The following is a 17,497-nucleotide window of genomic DNA, read 5'->3' on the forward strand; positions in this document are numbered from 1 at the left end:
TCTTCCTCGCGCGCACCGAGGGACCTCGAGGATTCTCCAAGACGCTCGTCCTCAAGCGCATCCTCCCGCATCTGGCCGGCGACGAGCAGTTCGTGGAGATGTTCCTGAGCGAGGCCCGGCTCGTGGCCCAGATCAACCACCCCAACGTGGTCCAGATCTTCGACTTCGGAGACTTCGACGGCTCCTACTACATCGCCATGGAGTTCATCGATGGCCCCAACCTCCGCGCCTTGATGCGCAGGGCTGTCACCGTGGGCGAGTCGCTGCCTCCCGCGCTGTGTGCGAAGATCGTCGCCTCTGCTTGCGAGGGGCTGGCCCACGCGCATGATCTCGTCGATCCGCAGACGCAGCAGCCGCTGGGACTCGTGCACAGGGATGTGAGTCCGGACAACATCCTGATCGCGCGCAATGGCACGGTGAAGGTGGTGGACTTCGGCATTGCCAAGGCCCTCGGTCAGAAGGACCTTACGAAGGCCGGCACCGTCAAAGGCAAGCTGCCGTACATGCCCCCCGAGCAGATGCGGGGCAGACCGCTGGATCGGCGGGTGGACGTGTTCGCGCTGGGGATGGTGCTCTACGAGCTGCTCACCTTCAAGCGGCCGTTCAATGCCCGGATCGAAGCGGACATCATGGAGGCCATCCTCCACAAGCCCATGAAGCGGCTCAAGGAGCACCTGCCGCAGGCCCCCGAGGCACTCGAGCGCATTGTCCAGCGCTGTCTGGCGAAGGAGCGGGAGGATCGCTATCCCAGCTGCCGCCAGCTGCGCGCGGACCTCGAGCGCTTCATCCTGAGTGCTGGCGAGCCCGTGGGCGCAGAGGAAGTGGCAGCGTTGGTGGAACGGCTGATGCCAGCCACCCATGGGCCCTCACCGGCGGATCCGGTCAGCTCCTCGAGCAAGAGTCCAGCACCGCGGGCCCTTCTCCAAGCCACGCCTCCTCCCTTCAAGAAGCCGCGCGGACCGGTGGCGCGCGTGTCGCCCCCCAAGGCGCCGGTCGTGGAGCCAGAGGACGAGGATCTGCCGCTGCCGGACGAGCAGGACATGGGGACCAACCGATCCATTGTCTCCCTGGTGAGCCGGAACGCGGGGCCGCCGGGTGCTGGAGCGTCCCTGGCTGCTCCCCCGTCCTCCACTGAGCGCTCGGCGCAAGAGCTGCTCCCGGAGGCCTCCTGGGAGATGGGGCAGGCTCCAACGGCGCAGCTCTCGGGCTGGGGACGCCATCAAGGCAGAGCGGTCCTCATGGTCGCCTTGCTGGGCAGCGTGATGGCCGTGGTGAGCGGTGCCATCATCTTGAGGCGTGCCGTCCTCTCCTGGGAGAGGGAGGTGCCACCCGTCGTCGCGCCGGCCGCTCCCGTCACGGAGCCAGCACCCCTGCCGGCCCCGGCCGCCGAGCTGCAGACCGAACCTACCGACGTGCTCCCCCCAGCTCCGGCGGAGCCTGAGCCCGCTGTTGAGTCTCCAGGCCTGCAAGCAGACCCGGCTTCCTCCCCGGATGCCGCGGAAGCAGGAGCGGAGAGAAGCGAGGAGCCAGGCCATGAGCCGGCCGCTGAGCCCGTGAAGCCCGCGGTGCTTGCCAAGCGCGGCAAGGTGAGGGCGGGAGGAGGGAACACATGGCAGAGGAGGTGGGAGGTCAAGGCGGAGGAGTCGGAGCCGCTCCAGCCCACGAGGGAGGTGGCGCCCCCCGCTCCCCCCGCAGCGCCCCCGCCGTCTGCCGCGCAGCCGAGGCTGGCCACGGCGGTGTTCTCCAGCTCGCCACCCGCGCAGATCCGCGTCAATGGCCAGTTCGTGGGCCTCTCGCCGGTGACCCTGCGCAACCTCACTCCAGGGACCGTGCACGTCGAGGTGTACGACTCGGTGAAGGGGTTCTCGAAGCAGCGGACGTTTGACCTGGAGCCAGGAGACAATGGGGTGCTGAAGGTGTCCGTGGAGCGGGCGACGCTCGAGCTGCGAATCCATCCCTACGCCGTCGTCATCCTGGACGGAAAGCACCTGGGGCCGACTCCCCTCGAGCCCATCTCTCTCTACGAGGGCAAGCACGGGCTGCGGCTGGAGAACGAGGAGCTGGGCAAGCACCTCATCACCACCCTCACCATTGGGCCGGGCGAGGCCCACGTCTTCAAGTTCAACATGGAGGACGGAAAGTAGCGCGCCGGTGTCCCCTCACATGGGTCCACCGGCGCGCTGTGCTCCGCGGCCCAGGGCTCAGGGCTTCGGGGTGTCGGCGGATTCTACCTCGTCCGCCATCTTCTTCAGCAGAGCCAGGGTGGTGCGCGCCTGCTGAGTGGTCTCGCGGAGGGCCTGCGGATCCAGCTGCAGCGCGGCCTGGAGATCGCTCAAGGCCTCGGGGACCAGGCCTGCGCGGAGGAACAGCTCGCTGCGCCCGGCAAGCGCGTCAACATTGGCGACGTTGAGCTGGATCGCCTGGGTGTACTCCTCCATCGCCTCCGGGTAGCGCTCGGCCTGGGCGTACGCGGCGGCCAGGTTGCAATGGAAGACGCTGTCGTAGGGGGAGGCGGCCACCAGCCCCTTGAAGAGCGTCATCGCCTGCTGGGTCTGCCCCTGCGTCAGCAGGCGGTGGCCCACCGTGGCGATCTCGTACAGCCGCTGCGGGGACAGGCCGAGGAACTGCGCCGGGGTGATGTCCCCGGCGATGAGCCGCTCGGCCAACTCGGGCTGGCTCGGGGGCGTAGGACTGCTGGAGGGAGTCTCGCTCATGGCAGTATCTGTTCGTCCCATCAGGCGATGAAGCCGTTGCGGAATGACTGGACGTTGCGGCTGAGCGAGCCCATCTGGGCGAACATGCCCATCATCATGCCGATGTCGTCGAAGCCGCGGCCCAGGTGCTGCTGGCGGCGATCCATCCAGCTGCCCTCGTGCCCCGGCGCGCTCAGCGGGTTGCCGAAGTTGCGCTGCGACAGCATGTCGGAGAACGGCATCATGGACTGGAACTGCTGCAGCAGGCTCTGGAACATCGAGCGCAGCTGATCGGCGAACGGATTGGCCTGCTGGCCCGGTGCGGGCTCGCCGGGCAGGATGCCTTGGGCGCCTCCCGGCATGCCGGCCGCACCCGTCTGGAGGCCCGGATCATTGGGGAAGGGCAGGATGTTCATCATGCCATCGGCGGGCGTCCTCCCCGCCGGCAGCGCGTTCCCCAGGACGAACGACTCGCCGCCGTTCTTGTGGCCGATGACCTCCCGGCCCGTGAAGGACCAGTCGTCCGTCTCCCGGCCCATGACGAACACGTCCTTGTTGCCGAAGCTGTTGGCGTGGGCGAAGCCATCCTGCGTCACCGGACCCGTCTTGCCCTTGCCCTTGTCGATGTCGGTGACCTGCACGCGATCGTTGCCAGAGATGATCTCCAGGCCCCCCGTCACCGTGGTGTTGTTGCCCGCGGGCTTGGTGGTGACGTTGATCCGCGTGCCGTCACCGAGCATGAACGTGCTGTCACGCTTGAAGTCCCACTTACCGCCATCGCTCTCGTCCACATGGGGGTCGCCATGGACGCGGGTGTGCTTGCCGTCCGGGCCGGTGATCTTCCACTCGCACGCCCCGAGTTGCTCGATCTTGTAGCCGCCCGGCGTGGTGACCGCGCCGTCCGGGCTGGTCTTCAGGCTCCCCTGGGGGTGGCATCGGTCGGCAGGCACCGGCGGCTTGGGGAAGCATGGGCGCTGCCTGGGTCCGCAGATGTCTCTGATCGTCCCCATGGGAGGGAAGGCATTCATGAACATGTTGATGTTCACGTTGACCTGCGACTGCATGTGGACGGTGCGCACCATCTGCGCCTCGCCGCGGGTCAGGGGACGGTTCGAGCCGGGGAAGCCCGCCTGCGGTTGGAAGGGATTGAAGCCCATGGGCTTATTGATTGACGTCATGGAATGTCCTTTTGCCTGCGATATGGAACAGGTGCTCGCTGCACACAGAACCCAGCCTCCTCATGGCACCAGGTTCTCTGCGTGAGGACAGCGTAGAGACAGCCATGAATCGGGGTCTGTACCACCATCGTGGTATCGCCTCTCCTTGTCTCGGTGGTGAGGATGCCAGGGCTGCTCATGATGTCTGAGAGAGGTCTGGGTGACATGAAGTCCGAGAGTCTGGGGGTGCTGCTGCTGATGGCCTGGGGAGCAAGCGCCTGTGATCCGACGACGCGTGTCTCTCAGCAGGTGCTGATCCTCGGGGATAGTATGAGCGGTGGAGCCGCCCACCCGGAGGCGCAAGCCGCGGCGGAGCTCGGCCTGGACGTGCATGTCGTCACACCGGAGCAGTGGAGCGCGATGACTGCGGAGCAGTTCCTGCGCTACCGCGCTCTCATCATCGGGGATGCCACGTGTCAGAGCGGTGAGGAGCTCTTCCAGGCGGCGGCCCGCAATCGAGAGGTCTGGGAGCCCATCGTGGATGGCAACATCATCCTCGCGGGCCAGGAGCCGCGCTCGAGCAGCCCTCCCCTCTCCATGGAAGAGGCGATCGCGCGCGTGAGCGAGTCTCCCTCTCGGACAGGGCTCTACCTGGCGCTGGGCTGCGCCGACACGAGCGCCGCACTGGGGCGGCCGGCTCTCACGCGGCGCGCGCCGCAGGCGTATTGCAAGGAAGACTTCACAGTGAGGGCCACCACCGTCTGTGAAGTGGTCGTTAACATCAACTATAATTCCAGTGATCCCGACGGCGATCCGGTGATCTGTACCCAAGAGCCGACAGTCCTCGACTCCTTCGGCAACCACGACGTCAGACTGACGTGCACGAACTCACAGGGCTCGGAGCCAGACGTATGTCTCACGGTGGTGACTGTGACGGATGCCATCGTGCCGGTCATCACCCTCAAAGGGCACGCCTCCCAGGACGTGGAGTGCCACTCGGTGTACAGCGATCCGGGAGCTACTGCCTGGGATCCGTGCCAAGGCGACCTGACGAGTAGGATCAGGAGGAATGGTGGGGTGATTGACACCGTGCCTGACACCTACACTCTCACCTATGAGGTGCAGGACCCGACGGGACTGCATGCGCTTCCCGTGCACCGCACCGTCACGGTTCGGGACACCACGGCCCCGAGCATCGTCTGTCCTTCCCCCATCGAAGCGCAGGCTGGGAGCGATGGCTGGGCCACTGTCACCCTGCCGCAGCCACGGACTGAGGACACCTGCTCCAACGTCACGGTCTCCAGGCCCACGGAGCCCCGCTTCCCCGTGGGCACGACGCCCGTGACGTACACGGCCACGGACGACGCGGGTAACAGTACGAGCTGCACTGCAAACATCGTCGTACGCCCTGCGAACGGTCCTTCTCCGCTCAAGGATCGCGCCATGCTGGGTGGAGGTTGCAGCGCTGCGACGGGGGCAGTGCCCGCGCCCATGGCACTGCTGGGGCTGGTGGCGCTCTGGAGCTGGCTCACCTCCAGACGCCCCCGCCGGCCTCGGAGTGAGCTCATGGCATGGCTTGGCCCCTGGCTGGGATGCGGGCTCATCCTGGTGATGTTGGGGGTGGGCACTCGCGCCTTCGCACAACCCGTGGACATCCCAGCGTTCGAGCTGGAGCGCCTCAGGCTCAACCCCAGCGGTATGGGCTCCTGGGTGCTGGGCACCGGCGAGCTGCTCCCAGCGGGCGGCTACCGCTTGGCGCTCGTTGGGCACTACGAGAACAAGCCCTTGGTGCTCTTCGAGGAAGACGCTCAGCTCGGGGTGCTTGTCCGGCACCGGGCCACGGCGCTCCTCTCCGCGGCCGTGGGCCTCTGGGATCGAGTAGAGCTGGGTGCACAGTTGCCGCTGCTGCTCTTGCAGCAGGGAGACGACCTGACAGATCGCGGTGTGGGGCCTCCGCAGGGTGGCATCGCTCTCGGGACGCCGCTGCTTACAGTGCGGTTGAGGCTGCTCGCCGAGCACCAGGAGGACCCCATGGATCTCGCGTTGGGGGTAAACGCGGGCCCGGGGCTGGGCAGTGCAGACGCCCTCGCCCGCGAGCTGCATGCCACCCCCAGCGTCATGGTGGGGCGCCGCTTCGGGCCAGTGAGGACCGCGCTAGATGTAGGGCTCACGCTTCGGCCTAGCACCATCCTCACCCGGGACGAGAACATCCAGGACGAGGTGGGCCACGCGGTGCGCCTGGGCGCGGTGCTGGCTTCCACTGCCGACGGGCTGGGCGGAGAGGTGGCGGCCATCGGTTCTGTGCCCTTGCGACGTGAAGGCTATTCGTTGGAGCTGCTGGGTGGCGTGCGGCTGCCGCTGGGGGAGAAGCTCGAGGCGTACGGACTGGCGGGTCTGGGCCTGGGCAACGCGCCAGGAACGCCGCAGTTCCGCCTGCTGCTTGGCATGTCCTTTGGCAAGGCCTCCCGCCCCGCCGCCCCTGAAGACACACCTGCGCCACAGGAGCTCACGGATCCGGACAGTGACGGGGATGGAGTGCTCGACGATGTGGACGCATGCCCGGACGAACCGGGGCCAGCGTCCCGTCAGGGCTGTCCGCTGAGGGACTCAGATGGAGATGGGCTGCTGGACGAGCAGGACCGTTGTCCCAAGCAGGCGGGGATCGCCGAGATGCGAGGTTGCCCGCCCAGGGACACGGATGGTGACACCGTGTGGGACCACCTGGACAACTGCCGCACGATCCCCGGTCCTCCTCACAACCAGGGCTGCCCCGCCAACAACCGGCAGCTGGTCGTCATCCAGAGGAACCGGATCGAGATCAAGGACACGATCCACTTCGACTATGACAAGGCCACCATCAAGAGCCGCTCCTTCACGCTGTTGGATCAGGTGGCCCGGGTGCTCATCGAGCACCCGGAGATCGTCTCTGTCTCCATCGAGGGACACACGGACGCGCTGGGGACGGATCTGTACAACCATGATCTGTCCCGGAGGCGCGCTGGCGCGGTGCGCGATTACCTCGAGCGTCAGGGCGTGGAGCGTGAGCGCATGACGATCCGGAGCTTTGGCGAGGATCGTCCGCTGCAATCCAACACCTCCGAGCAGGGACGCGCGATCAACCGCCGCGTCGAGTTCCTCACCCGCTATGAGTCGGACAAGCCATAGCCAGACATGAGGAGCGCGCCCACGCTCCCGAGACTCATACGCCGGAAGTGGTACAGCTTGTCCGGCGCGGCTCCTGTATCTCATGGGCTACCAGGAAAGGAAACACACTCATGAGTACCCCCATCCAGAATGGTGGCTTCGTTCCCTCGTCGCGAAGCTCCTTCTCCTCGGTGCCCGGCCACTCGGGTGGCGCCCAGTCGCTGCATCAAGCGATGGAGCAGTTCTCCGCCATGTTCTCGTGGGCCTCTCAGGTGCAGTCGCAGCTGGGCATCCAGCAGTCAGGGTTCCGGGGGATGGACTCGCTGAACCGGTGCTTTCAGGCCTACAGCGGGATGGGAGCCTCGGTCTCGATGAACAGCGTCGTGGGGTACGCCGCGATGCCGGACTACGAGAATGCCGGGCAGCTCGAGGTGGACAAGCAGACCGCCACCGTCACCACTCCGGGTGGCTACAAGGTCACCGTCGCGGACGGCAAGGTCTGTATCCAGAACCCAGACGGCAAGTGGACCGATCTCAAGGCCGAGCCCCCCAGCCGCACCGTCACCTCCGACAACGTCACCACGGAGAGCCGCCAGCTCCCAGAGGATCCAGCCGTGCGCGAGTCGGACGGCGATGTGTGGCGCTACCAGGGCACGGGCAGCTTCAATCTCCCGGATGGAACGAAGATCACCATCCAGGAGAAGGGAGACAGCAAGGATCTCCACATCCACCAGGTGGACATCTACAACGGCAACAAGCACGTCTCCGTCGACAGCCAGCTCACGGGCGCCGAGTGGCAGACGGTGAAGCGCGACTCGCAGCAAGTGGGCGTGACTGAATGGAGGACGAAGGACCACACCCAGCAGCGTCAGGTGACCCAGCGCGTGACGGAGCACCAGGAGGCGAACCAGAAGTTCAAGACCACCTTCTCGGATGTGAAGAAGGACGGCTACGCCCACGACGCTGCCACCGGGGATGGCCAGTCCTTCAAGCTGGCGGGCACGGGGGTGGGCTGGAGCCAGGAGGGCCGCGAGGTGCTCAGCGGCGCGGGCAAGGGAAAGGATGACAAGACGCTGGCGTATCAGCTCGGCGGCGCCATCTCGGACAGCCTCCTCGGCCACCGGCCCATCCAGGTTCCCTGGAACGTGCACGCCACGCAGATGGTGGACATCACCGCCTCGCTCTTCCAGACCCAGTATGCCTCCTCACCCAATCACTGGCAGAACCTCCAGGACAGGTTCTCCGGCTTCCAGCCCCAGCCCCACCTGCCCATGATGACGCAGCTGAACAACCTGGGCGGCCTGAGGAGCCCCTTCAGCGGGCCCATGGGCGGTGCGGCCATGTGTGGTCATGGCCTGAGCGGCGGATTCCAGCCCACCCTCGAGCGGATGCTGGGATCGGTGAACGAGATGATTCGCAGCTGGACCAGCCTCGGCCAGCTCCAGGCAAACACGATGCAGATGCGCTGGAGCAGGCGCATCGGCGGCTAGGCCCTCGCCCCTTCATCCGGAGATCGCCGTGAGCCAGAAGAACCCCACGCGGAGCCCCCCTGCTCCCAGTCCGTCCCCTCCCATGCCTACCCCGGCGCTGAACGCGCGCATGCGCTCGTTCCTCCAGGGAGAGCTCACGCTCGCTGAGCTCTATGAGCTGACCCACGAGGAGCTCTACGGCGTCGCCACGCAGGGCCGCCTCCTCTACGACTCTGGCAAGACCCAGGCGGCTCGGCAGATCTTCGAAGGCCTCACCACGCTCGCCCCCAACGAGGCCAGCTTCCACACGGGCCTGGGCGCCGTCTACCAGCGGCAGGAGGAGCTGGAGCGTGCCTGCGAGGAGTACGATCGGGCCCTGGCCCTCAACGAGCGGGATGTCGCCGCCCTCTGCAACCGCGCCGAGGTGCTGCTGCAGCAAGGCAAGATCGAGGAGGCCGCGAAGGATCTCCAGCGCATCGCCGAGCTGGATCCGAAGGGCGAGCAAGGCTTCAGCCAGCGGGCCCGCGGCATTGCCCTGGCGCTGAGCACCATCGTCCAGAAGCTCCACGCGCCCCAGCCGCCTCCGCCCAAGTAGGAAGCCCAGGGCCTGAGCCGCCACGGAATTCTCTCATGTCGTCGCCACAGGAGTCCCATGTTCAAGCCCGAAGACATCCCTCCAGAGCTGCCCGAAGAGGTCAGAGCCTTGCTGATTGCCCTCAAGCCAGAGCCTCCTGCGCTGATCGAACGGCGCCAGCGGTTGCTGGTGGACCTCACCACTCAGGTCGCTTCCACCACGGGAGCGCTCCAGCACCTGCTGAGCGCGCTGCGGGAGGTGTTCCTGGCGATGCAGCCGGAGGTGCCCTTCAAGGCGAGTCTGTCCGAGGACTTCTCCCGCGCCCTCCAGCGCTACGCGCAGGAGCCGGCCGCTCTCTCCTCGCCGCACCCGCTGCTCACCGAGTGCATCAACTACCTGCACGAGCGGGTGGAGAGCACGGGCCTGGGAGCTATGCTGGAGAGCTCGCGGCCGAGCCATACGCCGTAAGTGGTAACGACGTCGAGACACTTCTCCCGTATCAAGGAACGGCTCCCAGAAGATCTGACAGCCATTCATTCCGAGGCTGCTCCGGGTCCACTGGAAGGGTCTTCTGGGAGTGCCTGTAATTCCCATACGGAGGAGCGCATGAGCATCAATCCCCTGATGTCTGGTGTCATCAATAACTCGCAGAACCTGTCGTCCAAGGACATGGAGTACCTCGCGAGTGTGCCGCCGGAGCAGCGGCCGCAGGTGGCGATGCAGATGCAGATGCAGAAGGAGAGTGAGCTGGTGACGTTGATCACCAACGTCATGAAGCAGCTGCATGAGACCCGGATGGCAGTCATCCGGAACATCGGCTAGGTGTTACCCCAGGCGCGGTCCGGGAGCGCTCCTTGAGAGAGCCTCCCGGACCCGTTGCCGCTCCGCTGGTCGTTGAAGTGCCGTGCCCGATGGCGCAGCCGCACGCGGCCAGTGGCCATGACTTGCCTGGGCATCACACCCAGTGCTCCGCGGCGGAGGCCCGCGGAGGGGAGCCTTCGAGCAGCGGGCTCACGGTCCGTCGAGCGTGAAGTACAGCCGGGCGCCTGCGGCCTGCGGCTGTATCAAGGTGCTGACCCGCGCCGGGCCGCGCCGGGCGCTGAGGAACACCTGATCCCCGAGGCGCTCGGCCGGGTGCTCGAGGGTCCACCCCTGTGCCTTGAACGTCCGCAGGTAGAAGTCCACCAGGTCATTGACCCGAGCGCCGCGAGCCTCGATCATCGCCGTGGAGCGGACACGCCCTTCCACCTTGAGGTTCATCACCCAAGGGTGCCGGACGCCTGCAGGCATGGGAAGATCCCAGGGCATCTGCTCTCTCTGGGCCTGCGGCAGTGAGCTCCCGTGGGCACTGGAGAGGAGGACCAGGGTCTCTTCGCCATGCCTGAGCGCTGAGACGAGGTGCAGCTCCGAGCTCCCAGGTCCTCGATAGCCCACGTAGCCTGCGCTCGTGTCGTAGCGGTGGGAGAGCACCGGGAGCCCTGCTTCGCCGAGCACCTCACGGTAGAAGCCAAGCACCTCCTCGGGCGCATCGCGCGTCGTGAACCAGGCCACTGCAATGCGCGAGTCTGGCCCCATGTAGTCGGCCGCGAGCGCCTGGGGCAGCGCCTGCTTGTACGGGGGCAGCCCCTGCGTTGCGTGCCGCACCACCTGAAGCCCGGGCTCCGGGGCTTCCTTCCGGAAGAGCGAGTGCCCCCACCCAAGGCCGATGGGAATGGCCATGGCTGACACGATGAAGGCCAGCGCGCCGAGCTGGAGAGGCTTGGAGGCGCGTGTCATCACTCACCCTCCGCGCTGGGGAGCCTGGCTCGCCAGAGGGGGGCGAACATGTTGGGGGGCTCTTGCCCGAGGCCTTGCGGTGGGTAGCCAGCGCGCGCCGTGAAGAGCGCGGCCTTCTCGTCCCTGTCTCCCTCCTGGAGCCTGGCCGCCACGTAGCTGTAGACGCGGGGTTCGCTGAAGCCGTACCCGGAATCCGGAGCGGCCCGGAACCTCATGAAGCAGCTCCCCCGGCTCGCACAGTCTGTCTCGGGCGCCTGGCCCGGCACGCCGCAGGGCATCCCTTCGATGGTGCGAGAGAACTCCGCAGCGTTGACCGTGCCGATGGTCTGCTCCATCCAGGTGGGCTCGGGCGGAGGGGAGTCGTGGAGCCGATACAGCTCGCGCGCGACACCCTTTCGTACCGCGCCGAGCGTCACTGCGAAGACGGCGCACTGAGATGCATGGGCGCTGTCCATCAGTTGGCCCAGCGTCTCCACGGGCGCCCAGTCCGCGTGGGTGGGGACAGTGGCTCCAGAGATGTGTGCGTGATTCATGGCCACGTAGGCGGCGGCAATCGTCCGGTTGGTGGCGGCGAAGTCATTGAAGGCGCGTGCCTCCAAGGCGGCGAGGGAGAACGCCAGCGAGTCACCTTGCCGCTCAAGGCGCAGGCGGGCCCGCAGCGTGAGGCTGAAAGTGACGCCCCAAGCCAATACGAGCGTCAGCACCACCACCAGTGCTACGAGTACCAGTGCTTGTTTCAGGAATCCCAGTTTCCACGACGCAGGGAGAGGCAGCATGGGTTCTCATGGCAAGGATTGCGGTAGCGCTCGAGCAGCTCCGCCGAGACTCGCAACGAATATGCGAGCTGCGCATGAGGGGCTGTACCACTCTAGGAGTACAGCCGACTGGCCTGCGCGGTAGACTGCTCCGGGAACGCCACGGCATCAAGCCCAACCGCGCCGTCGACATCCTCCGGCGCGAACGAACCGCGTGCACATACGCGCCAGAGCTCGAGCACCTGCTCTCTTTAGAAGGGGCGCTCTCCTCCACCGTCTCCCGGCTCTTCCTGGAGCCGGAGCTGCGCAATGAGCAGCTGCGGCTCATGTTCTCCTGCTGCCACGCGCGCATCGCCGAGGAGACCCAGGTCGCGCTCATCCTCAACATCCTGTGCGGCTTCAGCGTGCGCGAGGTGGCCAGCGCCTTCCTCATCCCCGAGGCGACTCTGGAGAAGCGCCTTCAGCGTATCCGTCCGACGAGCACCGTCGGTCGGCGCGCCGATCCAGGGGTGACAGGCAGCCCTATTTCGTGGCAGCCGGCGTGAGGATTCCGAGCGCCGCCTGACGGAAGACGTTGGCGTCCAGCGCGGTGCGGATCTCCGCGCGTTGCACCGTGGTCCTCCAGTTCGCTGGGGCCAACTCGAGCACGCGCTGCACGGGCCAGCCGGGCAGCAGGCACAGCAGATCTCGCAAGTAGCCGAGCGGCTCAAGTCCGTGGAGCTGACAGCTGGCCAGCAGGGTGACGAACGTGACGTTCACGACGCCACCCTCGTCGCTGCCGAGGAAGAGCCAGCTCTTTCGCCCTACGGCTTCGCGGCGCAGCGCGTTCTCGCTGTGATTGTTGTGACTGGGCAGGCGCCCGTCGCTCAGGAAGCGCTCCAAAGCCTCGCGCTGGTTTCTGGCGTAGCCAATCGCCTTGGCGATGGGTGTCTCATCAAGGACTTTGAGCTGCTCCTCGTCGCAGTACCGGACCGGAAGAAGGCCTCGACTATGGGTTTGGCTTCTCTCTGTCTGCGACGCCACTTCTCTTCAGCCCTGGCCAGCAGGATGACTCACGGTGTTCGAACATCCACGGTCACGGACTGGGTGACGGGCCCCCCCACCCCTGTGCATCTCAGGTGATAGGTCGTGGTGCGCCGAGGATTGACCTGCAGCGTCTCTTTGTGCCCGACGTCTCGCACGAGCCCTCCGCCGAGCAGGCGGCATCCTGTGGCGTTGGCCACGTTCCAGAAGAGGCGCACCGGCTGGATGCCGCCACCCTCAGCAACTCTGGCGTCAAAAGACTGAATGACCACCGGGGGATTTAGCGCCTCAGCTACTGTCGTGCGTGTGTCCACCAACCCTCCGTTGTAACAGACCAGGCTGTAGCTTCTGGCCACGACAGGCTTGACGATCAGCTCGCCCGTCGTGGGCACATCTTCTCCATCAATCGTGCACCGTCTGGCGTTCTCTGCCTCCCACGTCAGGGTGACCTTCCCATCTGGCTCCCACTGCTCGCTGGCTCCTGGAGCCGAGTCATTGTAGGATTCGAACTCATTCTGGGAATCGAACGAGAGGATGCGCGGGGCTCGGGTCGACTCGACCTGGACCTCCTTCACGATGGGCGAGGGATCATTCGGGGCCCCGCAGAGCAGGCTGAAGCGGGTGGTCTCCTTGAGCCAGTCGATCTTCGCGGAGCCGACCGCAGAGACTGCTCCAACCCGGGGCTCGATTCTGCAAACCGCGCCGTGCGAGGCCTTCCAGGAGAGCGTGGTGGTGCCCTCGGTAGAGATGAAGCTCGGGTCCGCAGAGAAGTCGTAGATGGCGACATGCGGCCGCAGCTGGACGGGGTACCTCTGGGCCGCGGCCCACTCGAGCGCCTTGTCGATGGGAAGCGCCTGCCCCTTCTTGGGAGAGACCGCCTGTACCAGGCCGATCAGCTCCCACTGCGCGGTGAAAAGCCCACCTCCGGAGGAACCGGGCTCGACATCGCTGGACTCGAACAGGAGCCGCTCGCTCGAGGAGGACGGCTTGACGAGCACATTGCCCGCGGTGGAGGTGAACCAGGGAACGCCGCCCCCTTGCCCGATGAACGAGACTGGCAGCCCCTCGGTGAGGCTCTGGGGATCTCTCAGGCAGCGAAGCGAGACTTGGCTCAGGTAGTTCCCCAGGGACTCGGGCAGCTCGAAGATCGCGATGCCGAGATCGAGCCCCACATTGTAGGCGAGTGGCTTGAGGCTCCCGGCTTCCACCCACTGCGGCTTGCTCCAGGGTGCCCAGAGCCGGACCTTGAGCTTCTCGAACACCATGCCTCGGCTGTTGCGGAGGACATGGTTGGCCGTCAGGACGTAGACCACCTTGCCCACGCTCCCGAGGATCAAGCCTGCGCCGAACTGTACCTTCCCTTTCGATGCGCCGTTGATCATGACGACCAGGCGCATGGACTCCTCCTGCGTCCGGAGCTGGGTAGCGTTCGGGGCACCCGATTGAGCCTGAGCCACCTTCGGAGCCCAGAGGAAAAGAACGAACGTGAGTGCAGCGACGGAGGCCCCTCTCATGAATGTCCTTGGAACCAGCTCCACACGGAGGCGATCAACGCCATGACGAAGAGCAGAGCCCCCCAGCCCAGCTCCAGCCGTTGGTTGAAGGCGATCCACTCCAGGTAGCTGGGCATCAGGTTCCGGGCGTTGTGGTCCAAGCCGATCTCCAAACGATCCACATTGCCGTGAAAGACGATCGACACCTGACCCTCGCTGTCGATCGAGGCGGGGCCCAGCTCTCCCCTCTGGACTCCGAGCAGGAGGGGCGTCCCCAAGCGAAGGGGAATCTCCTTGTTCCCCAGATCCCGGAGCACCAGCGTTCCAGAGGTGAGCCTCGAGAAGGGTGTCACGACCCTGTCTCTCCCATCGAAGCCCTCGTCGGTCGAGCCGAACGCAAGCTGGGTCACTGGAACGGGGAGACACAGGATGCAGCCCAGCGCCTGGGCGGCCTGGATGTCGATGCGTGAGTCGGCGCCACTCCAAGCCAGGAAGCCCGAGGCCGTCTCCAGCGCGACAGGGCGAGAGACGACGCCCGTCACATCCAGATGGATCGGGCCGGCAAAGTCCGCCTGCAGCAGCACCTCGGGCTGCTGCAGGTCGATGGCCACGTCGCGAGCAGAGGCGGCGCTCAGCGCGAATCGCGTATGGGCGGGCAGGAAGAACGGGCGCAGCTTGAGGGTCATCGGCGAAGTGCCGGCGTCGGGCTGAGGGCTCACCATTAGCGTCAAGCCTGGCTCCTTCGGGGCCTTGAGCAGCTGAGGGCGGCCCGTCTCGTCAGGAATGCGGAGCCTGCTCGCGCCAGACACGCTCAGAGCAGTGGCCGCGAGGTTGTCTCGAAGCAGCTTGTATCTCCTACCGAGGGTCGCGTCGAAGCCGGACATCCTGGCCGAGAGCTCGATCTCAGTGGTCGAGAGGCGGGTGACGCTCATGCCCAGGACCCCGAGCACTGCGATGACGACGACGACGACGGTGGGGAGATAAGCGTGCTTCTTGCGCTTGCGAGCGATCCGCTCGGCCATCTCGAGGAGTTGCTGCAACTCGGACAGCGTTCGCGGCTTGCTGGCTCCAACCCCCTGGGCGAGCTCCTGCTGGATGAGCGTGTGCGCCTCGTCCTTCAGCCTCTGCTCCCACTCTTCCACGTTCGCGCTCAGCGAGGAGGGGGACCCGATGTGCACGGGGCCAGGCGTTGCGGGCGCCTGCGCCGGAGCGAACGTTGCTGAGGGCTGCGCGAGTCCAGACGCTGGGGCAGCCTGCACGGGAGCTGGCGCGGCCGCGGGCGCAGAGGTGGCGTTAGCGCTTGGGCGTCGGCTCTTGCCTGGCTTTTTCATGGACGAGATGGAAGTCAGTCGTGAGCGGACTGTTGTCCCGGGTCTTCGCGGAGATCCAGACCCAGTAGATCCCTGTCTCGGAGAACCAGTCGATGGGGATCTCCAGGAATTGCGGGAGGGAGGGCGGCACCGGAGTGAAGGGGAGCGCCACCTTGTCGTACTTGGACGTGCCGATCCGTCCGGCGGTATCGACGGGCGCGATCGTCACCCGGACCTCCGTCAGGCTCGCTCCCGGAAAGAAGCCCACTCTGTAGCGCTCGATTAGAGGGGTGTCTGTCTTGGACTGGACCAGGAGCGTGGGGACATAGACCTCCTCCCCGCTCACCTGTGGGCTCTGGATGGACGCGAGAATGCCCAGTTCCCGAGGGGGCACCAAGGCCCGGACCAGCTCTGCTTCCCATCCATACAGGAATGCAGCCCAGGGTCGCCGAGTGTCCATCTGATAGTAGTGGCCTCGGTGAAGCCGGGAGGCCCGAATGTGGATCTCCCCTTCGAGCTTGAGCTTCTCAGCAGGGAGTTGGGGCCATCGGATGAACAAGGAGTCGCTGTCGCTGTCGTCGTAGTCGGCGATGCCCGCAGTCAGCGAGAGCAAGACCAGACCTGACCCCGAGACGGAGCGGACGTAGAGGCCCTCGCACCGATCTCCCCGCTGTCTGTAGCCATACTCGTTGCGCAGATCGGCTTCGAGTGACGAGTCACAGAGCTCAGCAGGGGGGGCGCCTGCCGCTGAGGTGGCGGCCAGGAGCAGGACCACCAAGGAGTGGGGACGAAGCATGAGGATCTTCCGTGAATGCCGTGCTCCCGACACTATACCACACCTCCGAGCGCCACCACGGTCGGCTGCGCCTCCGGCTCTGCGGCATCCAGGCCCGGCTCCTCCACCGCAGCCACATGGTGACGCCGCGCAGGCACTCTTCGGCTGCGACGGCAAGCCAGACCCCGGGTAGCGCCAGATTTAGCCGGAACACCAGGAAATAGCCCAGGGTACGCCCATGCAGGCCATCGAGAGAACGCCCATGTAGACGGTGAAGGCGGCCTGGCACGGGAGGGCAAGGACACGCGACCGCCCTCCGTGTAAAACACGCCCCCCAGGGAGCCCGCGAGCGGCTCGTCGCCCCACCTTCAGCGAGGCAAGGCCGTGCTCGCTTGGCCGTCCGGTGGTTTCTTGGGGATCGGCCACCCCAACCGTGAGGACAAGCGGCATGACGGCGCGGCGCGCGCAGCATCAGCACCAGGAGGACAACGAGGGTGAGCTTCTTTCATGGCTCCCCCGAGGTGGGCTTGCGGGGTGATGTGAAGAACGGTAGCAGGCAGCGCCCCTCGTAATCGTAGGCATTTGGCCCACAGGGTGCCTCCTTTTTCAGCACGGACCAGCATGCGCCGTAGACGACGAGCTGAGTATCTGGATCGCACGGAGGCTTGCGCTGGCCGGGGAACGGTTGGTCGGGCATCGGCTTCCCGACCGCAAGGATGAGCGGCATGACGACTCCCGGCACGTCCTGGACGCCCGCCAGCGCCTCCTCCGCCACTCCCCCGTCCGTGGCGAACTGAGCCGGCTCCTCGGGTGTGGCGAGCCATGGCGCTGGCTCTGGCTCCGGATCCTGTTCTTGCCTCAGTTGGAGGGGCAGCAGCACCATCAACAGCACCCCCGCTGCCACGAGGCCGCCCACGGCGCTCGAGCCGACCCAGGAGAGCCAGGCGGGGACGGAGGGTGGAGGGCACTCGCGCTCGGTGGGAGGGTCGCTCAGCCCGCTGTCTGAGAGTACTTCCTCATTGTCCTGCCCATCCGAAGACGCACGGCTACCCTCCTCGCTCGAGGAGGATGCGGCTGGTGCGTACCCCTCCTCGGTGCGCGTGGCGTTGGAGGTGGGGAGGATGGGCCTGTCCGCCTCGGTCCCGGCCGTCTGCACCCGTACCGCGGTATCCTTCACGAGCTGCTCCGCACTCCCGCGCAGCTTCCTGTCATCGGAGAGCAGCCGCAGGGTGAGCGCTTCGAGCTCCCGGCACACGGTGGCCATGGCGCTGGGTGGAAGCACCTCTCGCTCCACGGGCTCTCCCCCGTCCGTGCACGGGGGCAGGTAC

Annotated in this window: 15 protein-coding genes and 1 pseudogene; 7 read left to right on the forward strand and 9 right to left on the reverse strand. The window is 66.3% G+C overall.

Annotation, left to right across the window (positions count from 1 at the left end; translation table 11 throughout):
- Nucleotides 1-2,144: serine/threonine protein kinase (locus VD972_RS21430; protein WP_324989859.1), on the forward strand; the 2,144-nt coding region annotated here is incomplete at its 5' end.
- Between the two features lie 57 nt (nucleotides 2,145-2,201).
- Here the strand turns inward: VD972_RS21430 and VD972_RS21435 are convergent.
- A complete protein-coding gene (locus VD972_RS21435; RefSeq protein ID WP_324989861.1) occupies nucleotides 2,202-2,714 on the reverse strand; it encodes a tetratricopeptide repeat protein in 513 nt (170 codons plus the stop codon).
- A gap of 20 nt (nucleotides 2,715-2,734) precedes the next feature.
- Complete coding sequence (locus VD972_RS21440) at nucleotides 2,735-3,871, reverse strand: DUF1521 domain-containing protein (protein WP_324989862.1); 1,137 nt, start codon at nucleotides 3,869-3,871, stop codon at nucleotides 2,735-2,737.
- A 204-nt stretch (nucleotides 3,872-4,075) separates the two neighbouring features.
- Here VD972_RS21440 and VD972_RS21445 point away from each other — a divergent pair, with 204 nt between their 5' ends.
- From VD972_RS21445 to VD972_RS21465, 5 genes are all read left to right on the forward strand, one after another.
- On the forward strand, nucleotides 4,076-7,015 hold the full coding sequence (locus tag VD972_RS21445) for an OmpA family protein (RefSeq protein ID WP_324989864.1): 2,940 nt from the start codon (nucleotides 4,076-4,078) through the stop codon (nucleotides 7,013-7,015).
- 110 nt (nucleotides 7,016-7,125) lie between these two features.
- The gene (locus VD972_RS21450; protein ID WP_324989866.1) at nucleotides 7,126-8,484 is read left to right on the forward strand and encodes a hypothetical protein; all 1,359 of its coding nucleotides are present in this window, start codon (nucleotides 7,126-7,128) and stop codon (nucleotides 8,482-8,484) included.
- Nucleotides 8,485-8,512: 28 nt separating this feature from the next.
- A complete protein-coding gene (locus VD972_RS21455) occupies nucleotides 8,513-9,058 on the forward strand; it encodes a tetratricopeptide repeat protein (RefSeq protein ID WP_324989867.1) in 546 nt (181 codons plus the stop codon).
- A gap of 57 nt (nucleotides 9,059-9,115) precedes the next feature.
- Nucleotides 9,116-9,505 (forward strand): hypothetical protein, encoded by a 390-nt coding sequence (locus VD972_RS21460; protein ID WP_324989869.1) that lies wholly within the window; start codon nucleotides 9,116-9,118, stop codon nucleotides 9,503-9,505.
- Nucleotides 9,506-9,643: 138 nt separating this feature from the next.
- Nucleotides 9,644-9,859 (forward strand): hypothetical protein, encoded by a 216-nt coding sequence (locus VD972_RS21465; protein WP_324989871.1) that lies wholly within the window; start codon nucleotides 9,644-9,646, stop codon nucleotides 9,857-9,859.
- 189 nt (nucleotides 9,860-10,048) lie between these two features.
- On the opposite strand, the gene VD972_RS21470 is transcribed toward VD972_RS21465, so the two are convergent.
- Both VD972_RS21470 and VD972_RS21475 read right to left on the reverse strand, forming a co-directional pair.
- Nucleotides 10,049-10,813 carry a hypothetical protein gene (locus VD972_RS21470; RefSeq protein WP_324989873.1) on the reverse strand — a complete coding sequence of 255 codons (765 nt, stop codon included), beginning with the start codon at nucleotides 10,811-10,813 and terminating at the stop codon, nucleotides 10,049-10,051.
- Complete coding sequence (locus VD972_RS21475) at nucleotides 10,813-11,589, reverse strand: hypothetical protein (RefSeq protein WP_324989875.1); 777 nt, start codon at nucleotides 11,587-11,589, stop codon at nucleotides 10,813-10,815. The genes VD972_RS21470 and VD972_RS21475 overlap by 1 nt, the downstream gene beginning before the upstream one ends.
- Before the next feature lie 8 nt (nucleotides 11,590-11,597).
- Here VD972_RS21475 and VD972_RS21480 point away from each other — a divergent pair, with 8 nt between their 5' ends.
- Entirely contained in the window at nucleotides 11,598-12,113 is a 516-nt protein-coding gene (locus tag VD972_RS21480; protein WP_324989877.1) for a sigma factor-like helix-turn-helix DNA-binding protein, read from the forward strand.
- Here VD972_RS21480 and VD972_RS21485 read toward each other — a convergent pair.
- From VD972_RS21485 to VD972_RS21505, 5 genes and pseudogenes are all read right to left on the reverse strand, one after another.
- Nucleotides 12,091-12,591 (reverse strand): IS66 family transposase, encoded by a 501-nt coding sequence (locus tag VD972_RS21485; protein WP_324989879.1) that lies wholly within the window; start codon nucleotides 12,589-12,591, stop codon nucleotides 12,091-12,093. The two genes, VD972_RS21480 and VD972_RS21485, sit on opposite strands and share 23 nt — an antisense overlap.
- A 29-nt stretch (nucleotides 12,592-12,620) precedes the next feature.
- Nucleotides 12,621-13,988, reverse strand: coding sequence for a serine protease (locus VD972_RS21490; protein WP_324989881.1), 1,368 nt, complete (start codon nucleotides 13,986-13,988; stop codon nucleotides 12,621-12,623).
- A gap of 113 nt (nucleotides 13,989-14,101) precedes the next feature.
- Nucleotides 14,102-15,226 carry a hypothetical protein gene (locus VD972_RS21495; protein WP_324989883.1) on the reverse strand — a complete coding sequence of 375 codons (1,125 nt, stop codon included), beginning with the start codon at nucleotides 15,224-15,226 and terminating at the stop codon, nucleotides 14,102-14,104.
- 151 nt (nucleotides 15,227-15,377) lie between these two features.
- Nucleotides 15,378-16,190, reverse strand: a complete 813-nt coding sequence (locus tag VD972_RS21500) for a hypothetical protein (protein ID WP_324989885.1) — start codon at nucleotides 16,188-16,190, stop codon at nucleotides 15,378-15,380.
- Nucleotides 16,191-16,674: 484 nt separating this feature from the next.
- Nucleotides 16,675-17,497, reverse strand: a pseudogene (locus VD972_RS21505) (hypothetical protein); the annotation flags it as partial.

The sequence above is a fragment of the Hyalangium sp. genome, assembly GCF_035629615.1.
In the GTDB taxonomy this organism is placed as follows: Bacteria; Myxococcota; Myxococcia; order Myxococcales; family Myxococcaceae; genus Hyalangium.